The sequence below is a fragment of the Cyanobacterium sp. HL-69 genome (genome assembly GCA_002813895.1).
Taxonomy (GTDB): Bacteria; Cyanobacteriota; Cyanobacteriia; order Cyanobacteriales; family Cyanobacteriaceae; genus Cyanobacterium.
In genome coordinates, this window is the sequence record CP024912.1 from 255,085 (window position 1) to 277,059 (window position 21,975).

Here is a 21,975-nt window from a genome sequence, read left to right on the forward strand (position 1 = left end):
AGTGTACAAAAAAACTGATCTCCCAACCTTTTCGTTATGTAACAAATAGGAGAATTAATCTATGTTTGGCTTAGGCATTCCCGAATTAGTGGTCATTTTGGTAGTGGCAATCTTAATCTTTGGGCCGAAAAAACTACCAGAATTGGGCAATGCTTTAGGTAAAAGTTTGCGAGGATTTAAAGAAGAAATCAGCAACAAGCCAGAAGATGATGACAACGGGGATAAAGACTATTAACCATGGATAAAGATACCCGTTTCGCTTTTTTAGTCATCGGTTTACCCTTTTTAGGACTAATTTATTGCTTCCTCATTTTAGGGGTGATGATGACATCTAATGTTGCCCAAGATAATCCCGTCACCACGGGGATTATTTTCGGTGTAATTCCCCTCGGCACTGCAATGTTTATTTGGATTAGGGCTTCAGCTAAGGCTTATAAAAAGAAAAAATAATTCTTGTTTAAGGAGGGAAAATTGCTAAAATTTTCCGCCCCTCACTAGATCATAATAAGCCAACAAAATGTAAAGGACCATGACCACTCATTAATTCAAATAATAATGCCACAAAGCCTAACATGGCTAAACGTCCATTCCACACTTCCGCTGCGGTAGTTAAACCCCATTCCCATTTTTCTTGGGGATACATTTTCATATTTTTCTTGGGATGAGTAACTTGGTCAAACCGAAGGGGATTTTTATCCAAAGCCTCGGTGGTTAGGTTATAAAGGGCATCAATGAATTCGGGGTGAGTGTTGGGCGCTGGTACTCTTTTAAAGTTGCTGATTCCTGCCTCTTCGGCGATTTCCCGATATTCGAGATCTATTTCTTGTAATGTCTCGATATGCTCGGATACAAAGCTAATGGGGACCACCAATAAATCTTTTATTTTTTGTTCTCCTAAAAGGATTAGAGCATCTTCGGTGTATGGTTTTAGCCATTCCACAGGACCCACTTTACTTTGATAAGCTAGGGTGTAGGGGTTTTGGGTGTTAAGATTTTTCATTATTAACTCTGTACACCGCTCAATCTCTTCCTGATAAGGATCTCCTGCTTCGGTTACATAACTTTTTGGCACACCATGGGCGCTAAAAAAGATATGGACTTGATCCTGATTTTCAAATTGTTCTAGTTCCTGTCTGATTAAGTCAGTCATGGAGGCTAGATAGTTTTGGTGATCATACCATGATGGTACTAGGGTATATTCAATGTTTTGTAATTCGGGGTCTTTTGCCCACATTTCTTCTAATACCCGAAAACTAGAACCGCTGGTACTGATGGAAAAATGGGGATAGAGGGGCAGGATAACTAATTTTTGCACATTATCGGCTTTTATCTGGGCGATCGCCTCTTCGGTGAAAGGATGCCAATATCGCATGCCCACATACACTTTAATGTCCCCTTCATGCTCTTTTAATCTACTTTGCAAAGCCTCGGCCTGAGCTTCTGTAATTTGCAACAATGGTGAGCCTCCCCCAATTTCCTTGTAATTTTCCTCAGATTTTTTACTTCTGAGGGTGGAGATTAACCACGCAAGGGGTTTTTGTAACAAGGGGGAAGGTAGGCGGATAATTTCAGGGTCAGAAAATAAGTTATAGAGAAAAGGACGTACATCCTCTAACTTTTCTGGTCCACCTAAATTTAACAATAATACTCCTGTCCGAGCCATAATATTAATATTGATTTTTTTTAAGTTTCTTTACTAAGTGTAACAATATCTTATTGTTGCTTTTAATTTGTGAATGAAATGATACTTATTTTGTCTTAATTTTAGGAATTATTATGATAATGATAACTTTTTTTGACAAAAAACTTCATAGAAGTTAATTCATAATTTAATTTAGTAATCACCGACACTTTACACAGCAACAGGTATTGATAAATAAATAGGTGATGCTTAATATATAATTATTAGCAATAAAGCATAGGTTCCCTTAATTTTATTACCCCACGGGGTAACTAGGTAACTTATCAAAAAAAGTAATATGGATTAATCGTCCATATCAATGGATAGACGGTAAATTTCACGGCGAGATAGGTTTGTTAGTTTTGCTAATTGCTGACTTGCTTCGCTTTTGCTCATGCCCTCTTGTAATAATGCACTCAATCTTTCTTTAATTTCTTCATGGGATAATTGTTCCCATTGTTGATCACTATTTCCCGCCACAATAATAGTATATTCCCCCCTCGGTTCTTTTTTTTGGTAAAGGGCGATCGCTCCTTCCACCGTACCCCGCCAAAAATCTTCATGTAGCTTAGTCAACTCCCGTGCAAGGGTAATCTGTCGAGAAGCACCAAACACCCCCAAAAAATCCCCTAAAGTCTTCCTAAGACGATGGGGAGACTCATAAAAAATTATCGTACGTCTTTCGTCCTTTAATTCAGACAACAAAGCATCCCGTAACTTCTTCTTAGTGGCTAAAAAACCCTCAAAAACAAATCTTTCCGTTGATAAACCAGAAGCAATCAAACCATTTATAGCCGCATTAGCCCCCGGAATCGGTATCACCTGTATATTTCCTTCAACACAAGCCCTAACTAAATTGTATCCTGGATCAGAAATGGCAGGAGTCCCCGCATCTGTCACCAGAGCAATATTTTCTCCTTCTCTCAATCGAGGAATAAACTCAGCAATTCTACTCTGATAATTATGGAGATGATAACTAACCATAGGAGTCTTCACCTGAAAATGATGTAGCAACTTACCTGTATGGCGAGTATCCTCCGCCCCAATCAAATCAGCCGATTCTAAAACCTTTAACCCCCGAAAAGTCATATCCTCAAGATTGCCGATGGGGGTTGCCACTAGATAAAGTATGCCTGTCAATGTAAAATCCTAGAAGTAACACAAAAAATCTTTATGAACCAGTTTACCATTAACCTCAACCAAGGCTCCGTCTCCTTTAACTTTAGCCAAGAAGCAGCCCAAAAACTCAGACAAGAAATAAACCTACTAATACAAAGCCTAAAAGATAACGCCCAAACAGGTGCAAAACCTAGTGCTAAAAAAGCCATGGAATATCAACACACAGGAGAGGTATTTTTAGAAGTTTTTTGCAACCCTAATATTTATCCTAGTCCTTTCGCTGCCAAAGTTTTAATTACCATCAGAGATGAGCGTTTAAGGGTAACATCTGAAGCTGAATTAACCCGATTAATCGAAGATCTAGAACAATATTTACAATAGTAATCAAAAAGTGGTTTAGTGCTGGCAATTTTTAGATAAAGGACGTAGCATGATGCTACTTTTGTCAAGTTTATAAGGTGAAATATAAGTACTTTAATAAAGTTATTTTCTCCTCCAGATAAACCAACTTTCTAACAAACTAAATTTGCGAGAATATTTTTTCTTAGCAAACATTATCTCTAATTCATTAACAATACCTCGAACAAAATCATCACTAATAGCTATAGTGAATAAATACTTAATATTATTATTTGTCTTTATCATCACTCCGATAATATTCATTAATAATTCTCTCTTATATCCCCAACAATGACATCCTAAAATCTCATTTGTTTTGCTAACTATTAGCTTAATATAAAAGTGTTTTTGTTCTAAATCAAAAGGAGATAGAAAAGTATCTTTAATAACAAAACTTTCCCAACTATCTCCATACAAACTTTTAACTTGAGATTCACTATAACCAATCCGAGAGACTCCAGAAATTATATTAATATCATAGGGAATTTCATCATAGTTAATTTTATTAAAATTCAAAAACAAAATATTATTAATAGCAACCCTTATCTCTTCTTTTGCAATATTTAAATGATTATATCCCCCTAACAAACCTCCCACACAATATATAAGACTATGATGTGTTTGCAACTTTTTATTAACAATAAGATTAGTCTCATTAAAGTTAAATATAGACTGTTTTTGTTCTTCTAAACCATCAAAATTAAAATTAACTTGTTTTTTTAAAAAACCATCACTAATAATAATTTGCTCACATTCAATGGCTTTATCTTCTGCCTGAATCCATTTACTATTATCAATAGATTTCACCTGAGTAACTTGATAATTAGTTAATACATTAATGCTCATACTTTCCAATTGACATTGAATCAAAAAAGCAATATCAGCATCCTCCCAAGGCAAAATATGCTCCTGTGTGGTTAACAAAGTTACCTTTTTTTGATGACGAATCAATAAACTACTGATGTTAATCGCCATTTCATCATCACCAATCACCACCAAATTATTGGGTAATGAATCTATATCCCATGATGTAAAAACGTCATAACCAGTTAAATAATTAATATCCTCAATACCAACCCAATCAGGATACTGATAATTATATAAAGGAGTGGTAATAACATAACCATTAGCCATTAAAATATCGTTTTTAGTTTTAATAGCTGTTTTATTACTCTCTAAAGTAAATTGAAAATCAGAAAAAATAACATCAACTTCCAAACTGTCTAATTCAGGTAATAATACATCTTCAATTAATCTCTTTTTTTCCTCCAAAATATCTTCCCGATTATGAAAACTATTAGGAGATAAAAGTTCAGTTTGTAACTGTTGAAATAAATATTTTCTACCTTCTTCCGCCCCAAAATTAACATCAATAATCAAGGCAACCCTAGCCCCAAAATTAGCGGCATATTTAGCTCCCCAAATGGCTTCTAAACTACCACCAAGAATAATTAAATCATAGGTTAACTTCATGGGAAATAATACTAAACCTGAGTTAGTAAAGAGTCAACCATCGTTAAAGCCCTTTCACCATAGGCTTGATAACGTTCTCGTTTATTTTTGATTTTTGTCTCGAAGGTAGGCAAAATCCCGAAGTTAGGGGGCATGGGTTGAAAATGCTTGGCATCAGCAGAGCTAATAAAATCAAATAATGCTCCCATCATAGTAACAGGGGATAAGACCAATGGCTCTTGATTTTTATATACCCTAGCGGCGTTTGTACCTGCTAACCAACCCCCTGCAGAGGCTGCGGTATAGCCTTCTGTGCCTATTAGTTGCCCCGCCGCCAAAAGGTTAGGATTTGTTTTAAATTGTAGGGTAGCATGGAGTAGTTGAGGAGCATTGAGAAAGGTGTTTTTGTGCATTACTCCCATTCTCACAAATTCGGCATTTTCTAAACCTGGGATAAGACGAAATACTCTTTTTTGTTCACCCCAACGAAGGTTAGTCTGAAAACCGACCATATTCCAAAGTTGCCCGGCTTTGTCCTCTTGTCGCAGTTGTACCACGGCATAGGGACGTTTATCTTTGTTTTCCCGAAAGTCACCAAGACGAGAATCAAATAAGCCAATGGGTTTGAGGGGGCCATATCTCATGGTTTCTTCTCCCCTTTGGGCTAATTCTTCGATGGGTAAACAACCTTCAAAAAAGTTAGAGGTTTCCCTGTCAAAGTCTTTTAATTCTGCTTGTTCGGCTTTTGATAATTCTTGCCAAAAATTAATATACTGCTCTTTATTCATGGGGCAGTTGAGATAGGCAGCTTCTCCTTTGTCGTAACGGGAAGCAAAAAAGGCGATATCTTGGTTGATGGATTCACCGACAATGATAGGGCTAGCGGCATCAAAAAAGCTCATATATTCCATGCCTGTTAAGCCTTGTAATTCGGTGGCTAAACTTTCGGTGGTGAGAGGACCTGTGGCTAAAACGACGATGGTATCGGGGGGAATTGATTTGATTTCTTCCCGTTTAAGGGTGATTAGGGGGTGATTATCTAGGGTTTGGGTCAAATCTTGACTAAATACCCCTCTATCCACTGCTAATGCCCCTCCTGCGGGGACTTTGTGTTTGTCGGCAGTTTGAATAATTATGGAGTTGAGACGGCGTAATTCTTCGTGAAGTAATCCTGCGGCTCTATCGGTGGCATCAGCTCCAAAGGAGTTGCTACATACTAATTCGGCTAGGTGTTCGCTATGGTGCGCTGGGCTATGTCTGACAGGGCGCATTTCGTAGAGTGTGACGGGAATCCCTGCTTGGGCTATTTGCCATGTGGCTTCTGTTCCTGCTAAACCACCACCAATTACGATAATACCTTTTTGGCTCATTATGCTTGTTGTAACCTTGTCTGTAGAGTTTGTTTGTTTCTATTTTACTTGTTTTAGCAAGTATTTGATTGTTTTGAGGAGTTGCATTCTGTCTTTGATAAATTCTTCTTTGACGATGTAGGCATCTCCTCCTTGTTTTTGGGCCCAGTGAATGTCAAAGTCTTGGTTTTTTGTGGAGCAGAAGATGACGGGAACTTTTTTGGTGCTAGGATTTTCTTTGATCCATCTACAAAGTTCATAGCCATTCATTTCGGGCATGACTACGTCGGTGATAACAAGGTTAAATTTTTCGGCTTTTAATACTTCGATCGCCTCTACCCCGTTAGTTGCTTCTGCTACCTGAATATTAAATTGTTTGAGTGTATCACAAATCACCTCTCGGGGAGCATGACTGTCATCAACTACTAAGATTTTAATCATGATTTGATCGATGATAAATAGTTAAGAAGAGTAGATCAATTAAAGAATCTGAGCCTTACGGTTTATTATACCTAAAAATGGTTAAATATTTCGTTAACGTCTAATAAGACTTCGGAATCCGGCTTATTATTGTCTATCAAAATTACTTTTTTTTCGTCGGTAATTTCACCTATTATTTTTATTTTGCCGTGAGCTTCGTTTACTAAGTGCTGAGCGTTTTTTGGAGATAAACATAATACTAATTCAAAATCTTCTCCCCCAAATAATGTCCATTTTAAAGCTGTTTTACTGTCAGTAATTTTGAGGACTTCTGGAGCAACGGGAATTTTGTCTAAGTATATTCTCGCACCTTTATTACTTTGTTGACAAATTTGTATGATGGCATCGGCTAATCCATCGCTACTGTCCATCCCTGTGATACTTCCACTATTATGGAGTTGGGGTAATAAATCGAGGCGAGGTTGGGGTTTTTGGTGGGCAAGAATTAATTTTTCTTTGCTTTGTTCGTCTAAATTCTGATATTTTTCAGGGGATAAAAGGATTTCTAGCCCCCCCCGTGATAACCCATGGATGCCAGTAATAACTATGACATCTCCTGTTTTAGCAGTATTTCTAAGGATCTTTTGGTTTGGTTTTACCTCTCCTAGGGCCGTAATGGCGATCGCCCTTACTTTTCCCCTTGTCAAATCACCCCCCACAATAGTTGTATCAAACTGGGTTAAACAATCCCTCATGCCCTGATAAAGGGACTCTACCCAATGCCAAGGAGTATTAGGAGAAAGAGAAAGAGCAACCGTAATCCCCAAAGGATAAGCCCCCATGGCAGCTAAATCAGACAAATTCGCCGCTACACTGCGCCAACCTACCATATAAGGGGGTGTAGTGCGATCGCTAAAATGCACATCATCCACCAACATATCACTCGTTACCACCAACTGCATCCCTTCAGACACATCCAAAACCGCTCCATCATCCCCCACCAAACTAGGATGACAATAGTTTTTTAACCGTCTTAATAACTCATGTTCCCCCAAATCTTTTATTAACTCCATCCCCAAAAATTTCTATAATAGAAGTAGAAAACCCTTATTAATTGTCAGTTGACAAAGATCAATTGTCAATCCACGACCTATGACAGAAGGCTTAATCCATTCCCTCGAAAGTTGTGGCACCGTCGATGGCCCCGGTATCCGATTCGTTATATTTACCCAAGGTTGCCCCCTGCGTTGCTTATACTGCCACAACCCCGACTGCCGACATATCGAAGAAGGTAAAAGTAAAAAAGTAACCACCGAAGAATTAATCAAAGAAATCAAAAAATATCGCTCCTACTTTCAATACTCTGGCGGAGGCGTAACCGTGACAGGAGGAGAACCATTAATGCAACCAGAATTTGTAAAGTCAATCTTTGAAAGTTGCCATAAACTCGGCATTCATACCACCCTAGACACCTCTGGCTATGTCACCCTCAATGCCGCCAAACCCGTTCTTGAACACACCGATCTAGTATTATTAGATATAAAATCTTTTAACCCTGACATTTATCGCACCGTAACCAGTGTATCCCTAGAACCTACCCTAAATTTTGCTCGATATTTAGCCGAAATTAAAAAACCCACTTGGATTAGATTTGTACTGGTTCCAGGATTAACAGATGTAGAAGATAATGTTTTAGGATTAGCCAAGTTTGTATCCCAACTAGATAACGTAGAGAAAGTAGAGATACTGCCCTTCCATAAAATGGGAGAATATAAATGGGAACAACTAGGCTTTGACTATAAACTAAAAAATACTGAACCTCCGAGTCAAGAGCTAATGGAGAAAGTTATAAAAATCTTTCAAAGTTATGACTTAGTAGTTCAGTAGGAACTTATTTTGCATATAAAAAAGCTCCGAAGGAAGTAAAAATTACTTCCCAAAAAAGCAGTTAATTACTTAAATTTAGATGTAGCTTCTTCAAAGGCAGTGCCTAATTCTTCCCATGCCCCTTGAAAGCCCTTCACAACGCTTTCCCAAGCATCATCACTAGAGGCTTTTAACTTTTGTAAATTAGCCTCCATATCCGCTTTTTTACCTTCTAAATATTTTATTTTACTCTGTAAATCAGCCTGAGCATCTTCCCCTACTTTATCGGCTTCCGCCTTCAGAGAATCAATTTTGGCTCCCCACTCTTTAAGGGTGTTTTCCATTTGTCCTTGTTTAACTTCTCTATTTTCCATAATTGTGAATTACTCCAAAAATATGTTTCATTTTCATCATAGATAAAACATATTTTTTTTGCCATCGTATAAAATTACGGTAATCCGCATTAATGTACTTTCTTTTGTCACTTTATGGAAAGAATAAATATTACAAAAAATGATTTATCTACGGTTAAAATTGAGCTTATAATGTTGCATATAATATATAGAATGGCATAATCATAACATTAAATTAGGTTTAACATTTAAGTAAAACCATATTATGTATAGAATCACCCTTGCTTGGCAGGAAAATAGGCAAATTCGCAGTCGAACTATCGCTGATGATGATTACACCCTCTATCCTCAAAAGATCATTATTGGTAGAGGAGATGAAAAACAATGTGATATAACTTTAACACACTCCGATCCTATGATCATTCGGACAGTTTCCCAAGCTCACCTAGAAATTTTTTATGACCAAGGAAAAAATAAATTTCTAGCCAAAAACTTAACTCAAAATCGTCAAACACAAAAAAAACCCAATCCCCTCATCATTGACAGGAAAAAAGTTATTAGTGACACTGTAGAAATAAATGAAAATACTGTCATAAAATTAGGCAAAATTACCATGGTGGTCAGAAATATAGAACTACCTGATCATTGCGGAGAATACATAATCAAATGTTCAGGCCCCAAAGAACATATCCTCAGTAAAGAACATGAAGGTTTAAATTGCCCCTATTGTGGCTATGTCGTTTTTACAGGAACAACCCTTAAATAAAAAATAACAGACCTAAAAGCCATGGAAATTCAACTAATTACTCAAAATGCCGTCACCGAAGAACAAGAAGAAGAAACATTTTCCCTTCCTATTGTATTCGGTAGGGATCGTAGTCAGTTACCAACTACAATCGACAATCAAGAATCTAGTTCTATTGTACTATTAGACTCCCAAAACCTAATTTCTCGTTTCCATGCCATCATCAAAGAATCTGAAAATCAAGTCATCTTAGAAGATAAAAGCAGTAATGGCACTTTTATTAATAACCAAAGGGTTTATCAGGAATCAACAACAGTCCATAATGGAGATGTTATCACCATTGGTAACTATAGCATTACCATTGCTTGGGGAATGCCCCCCACTGTCATAACTTCTAGTCCATCTACTATTTTAAGCTCTCCCCCCGAAATTTATTCCCCCACAAACAAAGATTATCGAGCCTCAACCATTATCTTTGATCCAGAAACAGATTTAGTTCAACCCCAAGGAAATATTACCCCAACACCTAGCCCTGCCATTTCTAGTAATTCTTTCCCCCCTGCCGACATTTTTGCTGAGGAAAAAATATCTGTTTCTGCCCTTCAAAAAACCAATTTACCCATCAAAGAAACTACTTATCTTTCTATTGGTGGGGGATTAGGTAGCTTCGTATATACTGACCATCTTCGCATAGCAGGAGTACCGACGGAAAATATAGCTGTGGTGGGTTTAAACCCTATTCCCTATGGCAGATATGAAAGACTATTGCGTAATTGCCAGATATTCCGTTACAAAAGAATTAGATCTGGTTCCGACTCATGCCCTGATAACTTGTGGGGTTGGCCGGGTTATGCTTTACGGGAAGCATGGAGAGAATTATTTTTAGGACATATAAATGAAGCATTTACCTGTTTATGGCAAGTATTTGCTGAGCCTGTGTTTGCGGATACTTACACGCCCATTGCTGATAATGTTTTTAATTCTATCGATAGAGAAACAAAGCGTATCGGTTGGGAACAAATGTTTTACCAAGGTAGTGCGAGGGCAATTCGGAAGACGGAAGACGGACGTTATTGTGTTGCTTATTCTGCTAGTAAACCAGGGCAAACGGATCACCGCTTTATAATTGCAGATTTTTTACATATTTGTACGGGTTATCCTGCCCTTAAACTCCTTCCTGATTTGCAACGTTATCGAGATACTACGGGGGATTTAAAATCCGTTGTACAAGGATACGAACCCCATGATCATGTTTATGAGAAACTGGAAAGAAAAGGGGGTACGGTCATTATTAGAGGTTCTGGTATTGTTGCTTCACAAATTATGGATCGATTATATCTAGTGCATAAAACAGGTTCTAAACTAAAAATTATCCACATGAATAGGGAACCTAGAAAGGGTTTTCAGTTTGAACAAGCTCAAAGAGAGGTGGAAAATGATTGGGAATTTCAACCTTATAACTGGCCCAAGGCTACTTGGGGGGGGGATATGCGTAAAAGGTTAGAGGAAGCTAGTCCTCCTTTGAGGCGAGAGTTATTGCAAAGCTGGGGCGGCACTACTACCAGTAGTCGTAAGCCTTGGCGTAGGATTGTGCAACAGGGTTTGCGGGAGGGATGGTATGAAATTAGATATGGCTTAGTGAAGGAAGTGAAATCTGATTCTCAGGGGGGAGTGATTAGCACTTTGTTAACTAATCGGGGAGAAGATATTGTTCATGCTGATTTTATTATTGATTGTACTGGATTGGTTTCTGATCCACGGCACAATCCTTTGTTGGATGATTTTATTACCCATTATGAACTTCCGTTGAATATTCAGGGGCGGCTTCATGTGGAGAATGATTTTGAAATCAAGAAAATGCGTAATGGTAATGGAAAGGTTTATGCTAATGGCATTATAACTTTGGGTGGCCCTTATGCGGCGGTGGATACTTTTTTGGGTTTACAGTATTCGGCTCATCGTATCATTGAAAGTTTGGCGTTGTTGAATGCCCCTGATGTAAATTATATTTCTGGGGTTTATTCTTTGGCTCAGTGGTTTCGGTGGGCTAATAATCAAAAGCCATAAACTATTTACGTTTTTTATATGCGATCGCCTATTACCATAATACTTTAATTATTATTGTACTTAACATGACACCTACACTGCTCGGACGTTGGCAAACTAGATTATTCCTTTTAGCTACCATGGGAATCCTTTTTAGTCTTCCTTTTTACTTTGGTTTGGGAGGACATGGGGGAGCGTTGGTTTATTTCTTGGTGGTGCTATATGTGGCCATTTTCGGAATTTTTTGGGATATTCTTTATAACTACTTACAAAGGTTTTTATGGGATCATGATTGGCCTGGGGCTTTACAATTAATTGCGGGGGTTGTGGAAGGAATATTTTTAGTTTTCTTGATCAAGGTGGTGGGACTACCAGGCATTGATGGTTATAGTTTCGATGTACCTGTGTTTATTGCTCACTATGGTTTGGTGTGGCTCAGTAATTATATTTCTGCTTGGGTGCTGATGCGTCTGTTGTTTACTAGCTGGAGATTTCGGGGCGGAGAATGGCTTGGGAAATGGCCCTATAAAAATGGTTAATTGGAGGATAATGCTTCAATTTCGGCGATCGCATTTTGATAACTATTTTCATTACCCTGTTGTTGATACAGTAAAGCAGCACGGTTAAAATCCACCAAGGCATTTTGATTTTCTGCCAATTGACTATAACATAAACCCCGATTATAGTAGGCGTTGGGATACTCACTATCGATTTCAATGGCTTTCGTATAATCAGCAATCGCTTGGGCGCAGGAGTTCAAGTTGTAATAAGAAATCCCTCTGTTATTGTAAGCCAGAATATTATCACCCTTGATTTCAATGGCTTTGGTGTAGTCATCAATGGCTTCTTGATACTGCCCTAAACTATTACGTGCATTTCCTCGGTCATAATAGGCATCAGCATTATCGGGTTGAATACTAAGGACTTTGGTATAGTCACTGATGGCATTTTCATAACTTTCGAGACTATTATAAGAAATACCCCGATTAGCATAGGCCAAAACGTAGTCTGGATTTAGCTCAATGGCTTTGGTATAACTGGCGATCGCATCTTGAAATCGTCCCAAACTATTATAAGCCACCCCTAAATTATTATGAGCCAAAACATAACTAGGATCAGAATCAATTACTTTAATATAATCAGCGATCGCTCGATCAAAATCCTGTAAACTAGCATAAATGATACCTCGATTATTGTAAGCATCTAAATACTCAGGATCAATGGCGATAGTCCTAGTATAATCGGCGATCGCCTCTTGATAGCGTTCCAAATCAGCATAGGTTAAACCACGATTATAATAAGCATCGGTATAATTAGGATTTATCTCAATAGCCCGAGTATATTCTTCTATGGCCTGATCATATTCTTCCCTCTCACGAAGTAAATTACCCTGATTATAATAATTTTCCGCATCCGTCAAATCCACCGACTCATTCTCACTCATTTCGATAACGGCATTTTCCGAATTTCCCCCTCCTTCCAATGTCGCCGCACTTTCCACACCATTGGTTTCAGTATTAGCAGAATTTAACGAACCAAAACGAAGAAAATTAAAATCCCCCACCAACCATACAACCGTCAATACCACAACTCCGCCCCCAAGAATTAATTTATTGCGATGACGAACTAATCCTCCCCCCGCAACTCCCTTGCTAAAATTGACATTACCTAACTGTCTGGTGGGATCTGCTGATGCTGGTGCAACCTTTTTAGTTATAATTCCCTGAGTAGAAGTCAAGATTTTTTGTACCAAACTGACCTTCTCGGAATTAGTTTGTAGTCTTTGATGGAGATTTTCCAAATTCTGAATAATAGAATCAGTATTATTCGGTCTATCTTGGGGAAATTTTGCCATTAAATGGTCAATAAAATCTAAAAGGGGCTTATCAACATTTTCCGTTTCCTGCCTCCAACTTAAAACATCCTTATAAGGATCATACATAGAAGAAGGATGTTGTCCTGTCAACAAATAAACAAAAGTCCGCCCTAGGGCGAAAAAATCCGATTGCACCACCGACTGCCCATTTTGTTGCTCATTGGGGGTATAGCCAGTGGATACGATACCCGTTAACTGTTGCCCCTGCATTTTTTGATAATAAGTTTGGGTTTCTTCCCTCGCCGTTCCAAAGTCAATGAGTACTAATTCACCGCTATTACGCATCATAATATTAGCGGGTTTTATATCTCGATGAAACCAATTATGTTGATGTATTTTTTGTAAAATTAAAGTAACTTCTTTTAACCACTTTATTGCCTGTTTTTGGGTAATTTTATCGTTTTTTTGTACCCATTTTTCCAAATCCATCCCATCTACTTTTTCCATCACCAAACAATATAAATTGTTCTCGTCCCTGGGTTGATACTCGAAAAAATCTTTTGCTTGAGGTATTCCTTTAATATTTTCTTGGGTGAGGGTAAGTAAAACTTCATACTCCCTTTTAAACAATTCCACTGCCTTGGGTTGCTTATTCCATCTTCTTTGTAAAACTTTGAGAATTTTTGGCTCGAACCCCTCAAATATTTCATACACAATACCGAAACCACTATCATCGCTGAGTAAACGACTAACTCTATATTTGCCGTGTAAAAGTAATTCTGAGCCACAACTATAACAATAACGGCTAGTGGGATTATTATTATCAGGATGATCAGGTTGACGACAACGGGGATTGATGCAATAACAGGGTTTCATCTTCTTTTTATATGTTTTTTTCAGAAGGGGAAAAAAGGACTGGGGATGTCATTAATTATGATAACAATTGCTTTTCAATCTATTAATTTTTTTGATGAAATATTTTTAATTTTTAACAAATAACTCTCAATGATGCACTTATTAAGCCATGCTTCGATAAATTTTCAATGTTCTATTGTTTATCGATTGAGCAAAATAAAGGTTAAAATAATTTACTAGACATAAAGCTCTTTATATAATCATCCATGGCAACTAAAGAATCAGCAACTGTCAATGTAGAAGAAAATCAAGACTATTGGGAGCAAATTCCTCAACCAGCGGAGATGTCATTTTTTGACCATCTCGAAGAATTAAGGACTCGTCTTTTTATTGGTCTTATTTCTGTGTTGGTAAGTGCGATCGCCTGTTTTGCCTTCGTTCGTCCCATTGTCGGTTGGCTAGAGATTCCCGCCCAAGGGGTCAAATTTTTACAACTAGCCCCCGGAGAATTTTTCTTTGTTTCTTTCCAAGTGGCAGGATATACGGGCATTTTACTAGCTAGTCCCATCCTCATATATCAGGTAGTGCAATTTGTGGTGCCAGGATTAACCAGAAAAGAAAGAAAACTCCTTGCCCCTGTGGTATTTGGTTCTAGTATTCTCTTTTTCGCTGGATTAGCTTTTGCCTATTATTTATTAATTCCCGCCGCTCTCAACTTCTTCATCAGCTACGGCGGAGACGTGGTAGAACAATCATGGTCTATTGATAATTATTTTAAATTTGTCTTATTATTAATGTTCTGTACAGGGATAACCTTTCAAATTCCTGTCATTCAGTTATTGCTAGGGCAGTTAAATTTAGTGTCATCCCAGCAGATGCTATCAGGGTGGCGCATCGTCATATTAGGTGCCGTAATTATAGGGGCGATCGTCACCCCATCCACCGACCCCCTCACCCAATCCCTACTAGGGGGAGCCGTTCTAGCCCTTTATTTTGGTGGCATTGCCGCCGTAAAATTAATTGGAAAATAAACTATTGCGGTATTGTCCGTTAATGGTTTATAATGTTTGTTTGTGACGAAAAAGATAAACTAGCCTCCTAAAGATACTGAAAATTTTTTGTAAAATTTTTAAGTCTGTTAGGGAAACAAAGGCTCTTTACTACACCTTAAAGCAGGTTAGTAAGTTTAAAGAATGTCTGTTCATCATGGAAAGAAGAACGAATTTAATGATAGTTGCTCTGCAGCCTAATTAAATTAACTTTTACCCTGCAGACAGTTACTCATCAGCAAGAAAGAACATCTTTCACTGAAAATAACCCTGTTGTTTAGTAATTTAGAGGGATACATCCCGTGAGCTTAGGCATACTAGGTACAAAACTAGGCATGACCACCATTTTTGACAAGGAAACAGGAGTTGCAATTCCTGTAACCGCAGTTCAAGTAGGTCCATGTCGAGTTACTCAAATCAAAACTAAAGAAAAAGATGGTTATGTAGCACTTCAACTCGGTTATGACGAGTTGCCAGATCGCAAACGTAGCCTAAATACTAAAGAAGCAAAAGAAGTTAATAAATACTTGACCAGTGCCGAAGATGGACACTTAACCAGTAAAGGACTTCCTGCTTTACGTCAACTCAAAGAATACCGTCTTGATGATGTTGCTTCCTACGAACTAGGACAAACCATCGGAGCAGACTTGTTCAATGAAGGAGACTTAGTAGATGTTGGTGGTAAAACCATCGGTAGAGGTTTTTCCGGTTATCAGAAACGCCATAACTTCAAAAGAGGTAATATGACCCACGGTTCTAAGAACCACCGTTTACCCGGTTCTACTGGAGCAGGTACAACCCCCGGTCGTGTATATCCTGGTAAGAAAATGGCAGGACGTTACGGTAACACCAACGTCAAAATTCGTAAACTGACTGTAGTCAAAATTGACGCAGAACGTAATTTACTCCTCATAAAAGGAGCAATCCCTGGTAAAACAGGAAATTTAGTTAGTATTACTCCCGCCACCATCGTGGGGCAACAGTAAATTAACACACAGTTACAAAAAATATCAAATTAAAAATTATGGTTAATTGTGTAGTAAAAAATTGGCAAGGAGAGCAAAGCGGCGAAGCCACCTTAGAAATGAAAATTGCTAAGGAAGAAAACGCCGAACATATTGTTCACCGCGCCCTAGTCCGTCAACTACATAATCAGCGTCAAGGAACAGCATCCACCAAAACCAGAGCCGAAGTGCGTGGTGGTGGTCGTAAGCCCTGGCGACAAAAAGGAACAGGTAGAGCAAGAGCCGGATCCATCCGTTCACCCTTATGGCGTGGCGGTGGTGTCATCTTTGGGCCTAAACCCAAGGACTACAACATAAAAATGAACCGTAAGGAAAGACGGTTAGCCCTTCGTACTGCCTTCATCAGCAGAGCAGAGGATATTGTAGTAGTAGAAAACTTTAACCAACAATTTGAAGCTCCTAGAACCAAAACTATTTTAGAAGCCTTCACCCGTTGGGAAGTGGATCAAAACTGCAAAATTTTATTAGTAGTAACCGAGCCCACCTCCGATAACGTTTATTTGTCCGTCAGAAACCTTCCCAATGTCAAAATGATTAACCACGACGGTTTAAATATCTATGACATTCTTAACGCTGACAAAATAGTTGTTACCTCTGACGCATTAGTAAAACTACAGGAGGTTTACAATGCCGAATAAAAGATACGGAAAAACGACCGCAGTAAGAAAAAGCGAAGCTGAACTCGCCGATTTGATTATTCGCCCCATCGTTACTGAAAAAGCTACTTATATGATGGAAGATAATAAGTATGTTTTTGAGTGCGTAAAACAAGCGACAAAACCTCAAATCAGAGCAGCCATCGAAAGCTTATTTGAAGTCAAAGTGGTAAAAGTAAACACCATGAACCAACCTCGCAAAAAACGCAGGGTAGGTCAAAATGTTGGCTACAAACCACAGTACAAAAAAGCAATAGTCACCCTCGCAGAAGGTGATTCATTACAAAGTACATTCTTCCCTGATCTCTAAGGGAATTGTTCACCAAAAACTGATAAATATAACAGAACTATGGGTGTTCGCACATACAGACCATATACCCCCGGAAGAAGACAAGCAGTAACCTCAGACTTTTCCGAAATTACTAAAAGTACGCCAGAAAAGTCCCTAACGAAATACGTTCATAGAAAAAAAGGACGTAATAACCGTGGGGTTATCACCAGTCGCCACCGTGGAGGCGGTCACAAAAAACTATATCGTATTATCGATTTCAAAAGAGACAAGCGTGACATTAATGCCGAAGTCTTAGCCATTGAGTACGATCCAAACCGTAACGCTCGTATTGCCCTTGTGCAGTATGAAGATGGCGAAAAAAGATATATCTTAGCCCCTGCGGGAATTCAAATCGGAGCAACCATTGTTGCTAGCGAAGAAGCTCCCTACGAAATTGGCAACGCCTTACCCCTAGGGAAAATTCCCCTCGGTACCGAAATTCATAACATTGAAATGCGTGCTGGTAAAGGTGGTCAAATCGTTCGCGCCGCTGGTGGTTTTGCTCAGTTAATGGCAAAAGAAGGTGATTATGTCACCATCAAGCTACCTTCAAAAGAAGTACGTATGATTCGTAAAGAATGCTACGCTACTATCGGTCGAGTCGGAAATATCGAAGCCAGAAACCTCAAACTCGGAAAAGCTGGTAAAACAAGACACTTGGGTATTAGACCCCATGTAAGAGGAAGTGCGATGAACCCTGTTGATCACCCCCATGGTGGTGGTGAAGGACGCGCCCCCATTGGTCGTTCCGGTCCTGTTTCTCCTTGGGGTCAACCTGCTTTGGGTAAGAAAACTCGTAAGAAGAAAAAACTCAGCAACAAATACATCGTCCGTCGTCGTAACTCCAATAAAGGAAAATAAGACGTTTAGGAAGATACAAATAGATATTTTCACTATTAGAGTAAAACAAGTTTATGAGTCGTTCATTAAAAAAAGGACCATTTATAGCCGATAGTCTGCTCTCCAAAATCGAAAAATTAAACGAAAAAGGAGAAAAGCAAGTAGTTAAAACTTGGTCAAGGGCTTCCACCATTCTCCCTCAAATGATTGGTCACACCATCGCTGTACATAACGGTCGTACCCACGTACCCGTATTTGTTTCAGAGCAAATGGTTGGTCATAAATTGGGAGAATTTGCTCCGACTCGCACCTTTAGAGGTCACGCTAAAAGTGACAAAAAGGCAAGAAGATAAAGCAGTCGGTTCAGGATTTTAGTTGATGAGCTATCATCAATTTTCCTACTAGCAATATTAATTATTGAACAAATTATCATGCCGAAAACACAGGAAAAAATCGAGGTTGATACCAGCCAAGAAGTAAAAGCGATCGCCCGTTACATTAGAATGTCTCCCTCCAAGGTGAGAAGGGTATTAGATCAAATTCGTGGGCGTAGCTACCGAGAAGCATTAATTATTCTCGAATTCATGCCCTACAGAGCTTGTGAACCTATCATTAAAGTTCTTCGTTCTGCGGTTGCTAATGCCGAGCATAACCAAGGATTAGATCCCACCACCTTAGTAGTAAGCTCTGCTTACGCCGATGGCGGACCTACTCTAAAACGTTACCGCCCCCGCGCCCAAGGTCGTGCATATCAAATTCGTAAACGCACCTGCCACATTACCGTAGCAGTAGCACCTCAGGCATAGTAAACCACAAGAAAAGAACTAAAAAAATAATATGGGACAAAAAGTACATCCAGTGGGTTTTCGTCTCGGTATTACCAAAGATCATTTATCTTGTTGGTATGCAGATCCGAAAGAATATCCCCAACTTCTTCAAGAAGACCACCTAATTCGTAAGTACATTGACAAAAACCTCAGTAATGCTTCCATTGCTGAAGTCAAAATTGATCGCAAAGCAGATCAAATCGACCTTTCCATTCACACTGCCCGTCCAGGGGTGGTAGTCGGAAAAGGAGGAGCAGGAATTGAAAAACTTCGTACTGATTTACAAAATTTACTTAAAAATCAACGTCAATTTCGTGTTAATGTCATCGAAGTAGCTAACGTTGATGCTAATGCCGCCCTCATGGCAGAATTTATCGGCTCTCAGTTAGAGAGAAGGGTATCTTTCCGTCGTGTGGTCAGACAAGCTCTCCAAAGGGCTGAGAAAGCAGAAGTAAAAGGAATCAAAATCCAAGTCAGTGGACGTTTAAACGGTGCAGAAATTGCCCGTAGTGAGTGGATCAGGGAAGGACGTGTTCCTCTTCATACCCTCCGTGCTGACATTGACTATTGTTATCGTACCGCTTCTACCATTTATGGAATCTTAGGCGTAAAAGTCTGGATTTTTAAAGGTGAAGTTATCCCCGGTGAAGAAAATTTAGAAACCCCTGCCCCACGAGGTAATCGTGAGCGTAGACAACCTCGTCGCCAAAAATTTGAAGACAGATCTGAATAATTGATAGTTAAGAATGGATAATTAATAATTGTCTTTTTTCTTTCATCAATCACTGAATGTCTTGATTTTAAGCCCAAGCTCTTTCATAGAGCAATTCTGAACTATTAACTGAAAACTATGTTAAGTCCAAGAAGAACGAAATTTCGTAAACAACATCGGGGCAGAATGACGGGGAACGCTTATAGAGGTAATTCCATTAACTTTGGGGATTACGCTCTACAAGCTATCGAACCCTGTTGGATCACCTCTCGCCAAATTGAGGCCGCTCGTCGGGCAATTACCCGTTATGTACGCCGTGGTGGTAAAATATGGATCCGCATTTTCCCCGATAAGCCCGTTACTATGCGCCCTGCTGAAACCCGTATGGGTTCTGGTAAGGGTAATCCAGAATACTGGGTAGCAGTAGTAAAACCCGGTCGTATTATGTTTGAAATAGCTGGTATCCCTGAAGCTACCGCTAGAGAAGCGATGCGCCTAGCTGCTGCAAAACTTCCTATCAAAACTAAGTTTATTACCAGATCGGAGGAATACTAGAAAATTATGGCTTTTCCTAAAGTCGCAGATGCAAGAAAACTCAATGATGAAGAACTAGGACAAGAGATTGTTAATGCCAAGAAAAAGCTCTTTCAACTTAGATTGGAGCAGACTACTGGTCGCCTAGAAACCCCTCATCAATTTAAGCACACTAAACGTTGGATTGCTCAATTAATGACTGTTCAAGGTGAACGTCAAAGAGGAGCTGCCAACACTACTCAAGCATAAGGAGTGAGTAAATAACCCATGGCACAAAAAGAAAGAGTAGGGGTAGTCGTAAGCAACAAAATGGATAAAACCGCCGTTGTTGCCGTTGAAAACCGTTCTCCCCATCCCAAGTACGGCAAAATTGTCGTCAAAACTACCAAGTACAAAGCACACGATCCCGAAAATAAATGCCAAGAGGGCGATCGCGTGAGAATTAGAGAAACCCGCCCCCTCAGTAAAACCAAACGCTGGGAATTGGCGGACATTATCAGCACTAAAGCAATTTAATGTTGGTTTTCGACCCTTTGCAATCAATTCACTAATAAAAATGATTCAACAACAAAGTTACCTAAACGTAGCCGATAACAGTGGCGCTCGTAAGATTATGTGCTTAAGAGTGTTATCCACCGGTAACTGTACTTACGGTGGCATCGGTGACGTAATTATTGCCGTTGTCAAAGATGCAATTCCTAACATGGCAGTGAAAAAATCTGACATTGTTCGAGCGGTAATCGTACGCACCAAACACTCCTTACGTCGTGAAAGCGGTATGAGCATTCGTTTTGACGACAATGCTGCTGTAATTATCAACAAGGACAACAACCCCAGAGGTACTCGTGTATTTGGCCCAGTGGCTAGGGAATTGCGCGATCGCAACTTCACCAAGATCATTTCTTTAGCTCCGGAGGTACTCTAAACCATGAGATCAGCAAATCAAAGCAAAACAGCCCCTGTCAGACAAAAAATGCACGTCAAAAAAGGTGATACCGTGCAGGTAATTTCTGGCAAAGATAAAGGTAAAGTAGGAGAAATCCTTAAAGCTATTCCTAAAGATAGCACCGTTATCATAAAAGGCGTTAACATCAGAACCAAGCACGTAAAACCCCGTCAACAAGGGGAATCCGGTCAAATCACCACCTATGAAGCACCCATTCATAGCTCCAAAGTAATGGTTTACTCTGAAAAAGAAAAAGTAGCTAGTCGCATTAGCTATGTCATTACTGAAGAAGGTAAAAAGGTGAGAAAACTGAAAAAAACTGGCGAAATCATTGATTAATTCGATGATCATAACGGTACTATTTCACAACCATCAGTAACCAAAGCAATGTCAAGACTTAAAACTTATTATCAAGAAACGATCACTCCTAAACTTAAGGAGCAATTTGGTTATACTAATATCCACCAAGTTCCTAAGATCGATAAAATCGTCGTTAACAGAGGTTTAGGAGAGGCTTCTCAGAACGCTAAAGCACTAGAGTCCTCACTTAGTGAACTAGCGATTATTACTGGACAAAAGCCCGTCGTTACCCGCGCTAAAAAGGCGATCGCAGGGTTTAAAATCCGTCAAGGAATGCCTGTGGGAGCCATGGTGACACTAAGATCTGATAAAATGTACGCTTTCTTAGATCGTCTCATCAGCCTAGCATTACCTCGTATTCGTGACTTCCGTGGCATCAGCCCCAAAAGTTTCGACGGTCGAGGAAACTACAGTCTAGGGGTGCGTGAACAATTGATATTCCCCGAAATCGAATACGACAGTATCGATCAAATTCGAGGTTTTGATATTTCCATCATCACCACCGCCAACACCGACGAAGAAGGGCGCGCATTACTCAAAGAGATGGGAATGCCCTTCCGTGACAAATAATATAAGGTAATAGAGGAAAAGAAG

Annotated in this window: 29 protein-coding genes; 21 read left to right on the forward strand and 8 right to left on the reverse strand. The window is 39.2% G+C overall.

The genetic code is table 11. The annotated features are described in order from the left end of the window. The first annotated feature begins 61 nt into the window (after positions 1-61). Both tatA and AA637_RS01115 read left to right on the forward strand, forming a co-directional pair. Positions 62-235, forward strand: a complete 174-nt coding sequence (gene tatA, locus AA637_RS01110) for a twin-arginine translocase TatA/TatE family subunit (RefSeq protein ID WP_446683544.1) — start codon at positions 62-64, stop codon at positions 233-235. A gap of 2 nt (positions 236-237) precedes the next feature. Then, complete coding sequence (locus AA637_RS01115; protein ID WP_069790249.1) at positions 238-450, forward strand: hypothetical protein; 213 nt, start codon at positions 238-240, stop codon at positions 448-450. 49 nt (positions 451-499) lie between these two features. Here AA637_RS01115 and hemH read toward each other — a convergent pair whose 3' ends face one another. Further along, positions 500-1,663: a ferrochelatase gene (gene hemH / locus AA637_RS01120; protein ID WP_069790248.1), complete on the reverse strand. Its 1,164-nt coding sequence runs from the start codon at positions 1,661-1,663 to the stop codon at positions 500-502. A gap of 321 nt (positions 1,664-1,984) precedes the next feature. Continuing rightward, on the reverse strand, positions 1,985-2,821 hold the full coding sequence (gene rsmI, locus AA637_RS01125; protein WP_446683545.1) for a 16S rRNA (cytidine(1402)-2'-O)-methyltransferase: 837 nt from the start codon (positions 2,819-2,821) through the stop codon (positions 1,985-1,987). Positions 2,822-2,854: 33 nt separating this feature from the next. Here rsmI and AA637_RS01130 point away from each other — a divergent pair, with 33 nt between their 5' ends. Continuing rightward, positions 2,855-3,181 (forward strand): hypothetical protein, encoded by a 327-nt coding sequence (locus tag AA637_RS01130; RefSeq protein ID WP_446683546.1) that lies wholly within the window; start codon positions 2,855-2,857, stop codon positions 3,179-3,181. 102 nt (positions 3,182-3,283) lie between these two features. Here the strand turns inward: AA637_RS01130 and AA637_RS01135 are convergent, their stop codons facing one another. The 4 genes from AA637_RS01135 to thiL form a co-directional block, all read right to left on the reverse strand. Then, complete coding sequence (locus AA637_RS01135; protein ID WP_446683547.1) at positions 3,284-4,672, reverse strand: FAD-dependent oxidoreductase; 1,389 nt, start codon at positions 4,670-4,672, stop codon at positions 3,284-3,286. Positions 4,673-4,683: 11 nt separating this feature from the next. After that, positions 4,684-6,021: an FADH(2)-oxidizing methylenetetrahydrofolate--tRNA-(uracil(54)-C(5))-methyltransferase TrmFO gene (trmFO, locus tag AA637_RS01140; protein ID WP_446683548.1), complete on the reverse strand. Its 1,338-nt coding sequence runs from the start codon at positions 6,019-6,021 to the stop codon at positions 4,684-4,686. 39 nt (positions 6,022-6,060) lie between these two features. Further along, positions 6,061-6,441, reverse strand: a complete 381-nt coding sequence (locus AA637_RS01145; protein ID WP_069790243.1) for a response regulator — start codon at positions 6,439-6,441, stop codon at positions 6,061-6,063. 71 nt (positions 6,442-6,512) lie between these two features. Continuing rightward, positions 6,513-7,493 carry a thiamine-phosphate kinase gene (thiL, locus tag AA637_RS01150; protein ID WP_446683549.1) on the reverse strand — a complete coding sequence of 327 codons (981 nt, stop codon included), beginning with the start codon at positions 7,491-7,493 and terminating at the stop codon, positions 6,513-6,515. Positions 7,494-7,572: 79 nt separating this feature from the next. On the opposite strand from thiL, the gene pflA reads away from it, so the two are divergent. Further along, positions 7,573-8,307, forward strand: a complete 735-nt coding sequence (pflA, locus tag AA637_RS01155; protein WP_446683550.1) for a pyruvate formate-lyase-activating protein — start codon at positions 7,573-7,575, stop codon at positions 8,305-8,307. A 65-nt stretch (positions 8,308-8,372) separates the two neighbouring features. On the opposite strand, the gene AA637_RS01160 is transcribed toward pflA, so the two are convergent. Then, complete coding sequence (locus AA637_RS01160; protein WP_069790240.1) at positions 8,373-8,660, reverse strand: hypothetical protein; 288 nt, start codon at positions 8,658-8,660, stop codon at positions 8,373-8,375. Positions 8,661-8,904: 244 nt separating this feature from the next. On the opposite strand from AA637_RS01160, the gene AA637_RS01165 reads away from it, so the two are divergent. The 3 genes from AA637_RS01165 to AA637_RS01175 all read left to right on the forward strand — a co-directional run bounded on the left by AA637_RS01165 (position 8,905) and on the right by AA637_RS01175 (position 11,969). Next, entirely contained in the window at positions 8,905-9,405 is a 501-nt protein-coding gene (locus AA637_RS01165) for an FHA domain-containing protein (protein ID WP_446683551.1), read from the forward strand. Positions 9,406-9,426: 21 nt separating this feature from the next. Continuing rightward, positions 9,427-11,451 (forward strand): FHA domain-containing protein, encoded by a 2,025-nt coding sequence (locus tag AA637_RS01170; RefSeq protein WP_446683552.1) that lies wholly within the window; start codon positions 9,427-9,429, stop codon positions 11,449-11,451. 65 nt (positions 11,452-11,516) lie between these two features. Next, positions 11,517-11,969 carry a hypothetical protein gene (locus AA637_RS01175; RefSeq protein ID WP_069790238.1) on the forward strand — a complete coding sequence of 151 codons (453 nt, stop codon included), beginning with the start codon at positions 11,517-11,519 and terminating at the stop codon, positions 11,967-11,969. On the opposite strand, the gene AA637_RS01180 is transcribed toward AA637_RS01175, so the two are convergent. After that, positions 11,966-14,122, reverse strand: coding sequence for a tetratricopeptide repeat protein (locus tag AA637_RS01180; RefSeq protein ID WP_446683553.1), 2,157 nt, complete (start codon positions 14,120-14,122; stop codon positions 11,966-11,968). The two genes, AA637_RS01175 and AA637_RS01180, sit on opposite strands and share 4 nt — an antisense overlap. Positions 14,123-14,367: 245 nt before the next feature. Between AA637_RS01180 and tatC the strand changes: the two genes are divergently transcribed. The 14 genes from tatC to rplE all read left to right on the forward strand — a co-directional run bounded on the left by tatC (position 14,368) and on the right by rplE (position 21,951). After that, on the forward strand, positions 14,368-15,132 hold the full coding sequence (gene tatC / locus AA637_RS01185) for a twin-arginine translocase subunit TatC (protein ID WP_446683554.1): 765 nt from the start codon (positions 14,368-14,370) through the stop codon (positions 15,130-15,132). Between the two features lie 320 nt (positions 15,133-15,452). Beyond that, entirely contained in the window at positions 15,453-16,136 is a 684-nt protein-coding gene (gene rplC / locus AA637_RS01190) for a 50S ribosomal protein L3 (protein ID WP_069790235.1), read from the forward strand. Between the two features lie 38 nt (positions 16,137-16,174). Continuing rightward, the gene (rplD, locus tag AA637_RS01195; protein WP_446683555.1) at positions 16,175-16,813 is read left to right on the forward strand and encodes a 50S ribosomal protein L4; all 639 of its coding nucleotides are present in this window, start codon (positions 16,175-16,177) and stop codon (positions 16,811-16,813) included. After that, positions 16,803-17,141 (forward strand): 50S ribosomal protein L23, encoded by a 339-nt coding sequence (locus AA637_RS01200; RefSeq protein ID WP_015223459.1) that lies wholly within the window; start codon positions 16,803-16,805, stop codon positions 17,139-17,141. Before rplD ends, AA637_RS01200 begins: the two co-directional genes overlap by 11 nt. Before the next feature lie 39 nt (positions 17,142-17,180). Then, positions 17,181-18,023 (forward strand): 50S ribosomal protein L2, encoded by an 843-nt coding sequence (gene rplB / locus AA637_RS01205; protein WP_069790233.1) that lies wholly within the window; start codon positions 17,181-17,183, stop codon positions 18,021-18,023. A 53-nt stretch (positions 18,024-18,076) separates the two neighbouring features. Next, positions 18,077-18,355, forward strand: a complete 279-nt coding sequence (gene rpsS / locus AA637_RS01210) for a 30S ribosomal protein S19 (protein ID WP_015223457.1) — start codon at positions 18,077-18,079, stop codon at positions 18,353-18,355. Positions 18,356-18,454: 99 nt separating this feature from the next. Next, positions 18,455-18,808, forward strand: a complete 354-nt coding sequence (gene rplV / locus AA637_RS01215) for a 50S ribosomal protein L22 (RefSeq protein ID WP_083260397.1) — start codon at positions 18,455-18,457, stop codon at positions 18,806-18,808. 31 nt (positions 18,809-18,839) lie between these two features. After that, positions 18,840-19,562, forward strand: coding sequence for a 30S ribosomal protein S3 (gene rpsC / locus AA637_RS01220; RefSeq protein WP_069790231.1), 723 nt, complete (start codon positions 18,840-18,842; stop codon positions 19,560-19,562). A 117-nt stretch (positions 19,563-19,679) separates the two neighbouring features. Further along, positions 19,680-20,096: a 50S ribosomal protein L16 gene (rplP, locus tag AA637_RS01225; protein WP_015223454.1), complete on the forward strand. Its 417-nt coding sequence runs from the start codon at positions 19,680-19,682 to the stop codon at positions 20,094-20,096. A gap of 6 nt (positions 20,097-20,102) precedes the next feature. Further along, positions 20,103-20,324, forward strand: coding sequence for a 50S ribosomal protein L29 (gene rpmC, locus AA637_RS01230; RefSeq protein WP_446683556.1), 222 nt, complete (start codon positions 20,103-20,105; stop codon positions 20,322-20,324). An 18-nt stretch (positions 20,325-20,342) separates the two neighbouring features. After that, positions 20,343-20,591, forward strand: coding sequence for a 30S ribosomal protein S17 (gene rpsQ, locus AA637_RS01235; protein WP_069790228.1), 249 nt, complete (start codon positions 20,343-20,345; stop codon positions 20,589-20,591). Between the two features lie 40 nt (positions 20,592-20,631). Next, complete coding sequence (gene rplN / locus AA637_RS01240) at positions 20,632-21,000, forward strand: 50S ribosomal protein L14 (protein WP_015223451.1); 369 nt, start codon at positions 20,632-20,634, stop codon at positions 20,998-21,000. Positions 21,001-21,003: 3 nt separating this feature from the next. Continuing rightward, positions 21,004-21,360: a 50S ribosomal protein L24 gene (gene rplX / locus AA637_RS01245; RefSeq protein WP_446683557.1), complete on the forward strand. Its 357-nt coding sequence runs from the start codon at positions 21,004-21,006 to the stop codon at positions 21,358-21,360. Positions 21,361-21,408: 48 nt separating this feature from the next. Continuing rightward, positions 21,409-21,951: a 50S ribosomal protein L5 gene (rplE, locus tag AA637_RS01250; protein WP_069790226.1), complete on the forward strand. Its 543-nt coding sequence runs from the start codon at positions 21,409-21,411 to the stop codon at positions 21,949-21,951. The last annotated feature ends 24 nt before the right edge of the window (positions 21,952-21,975 follow it).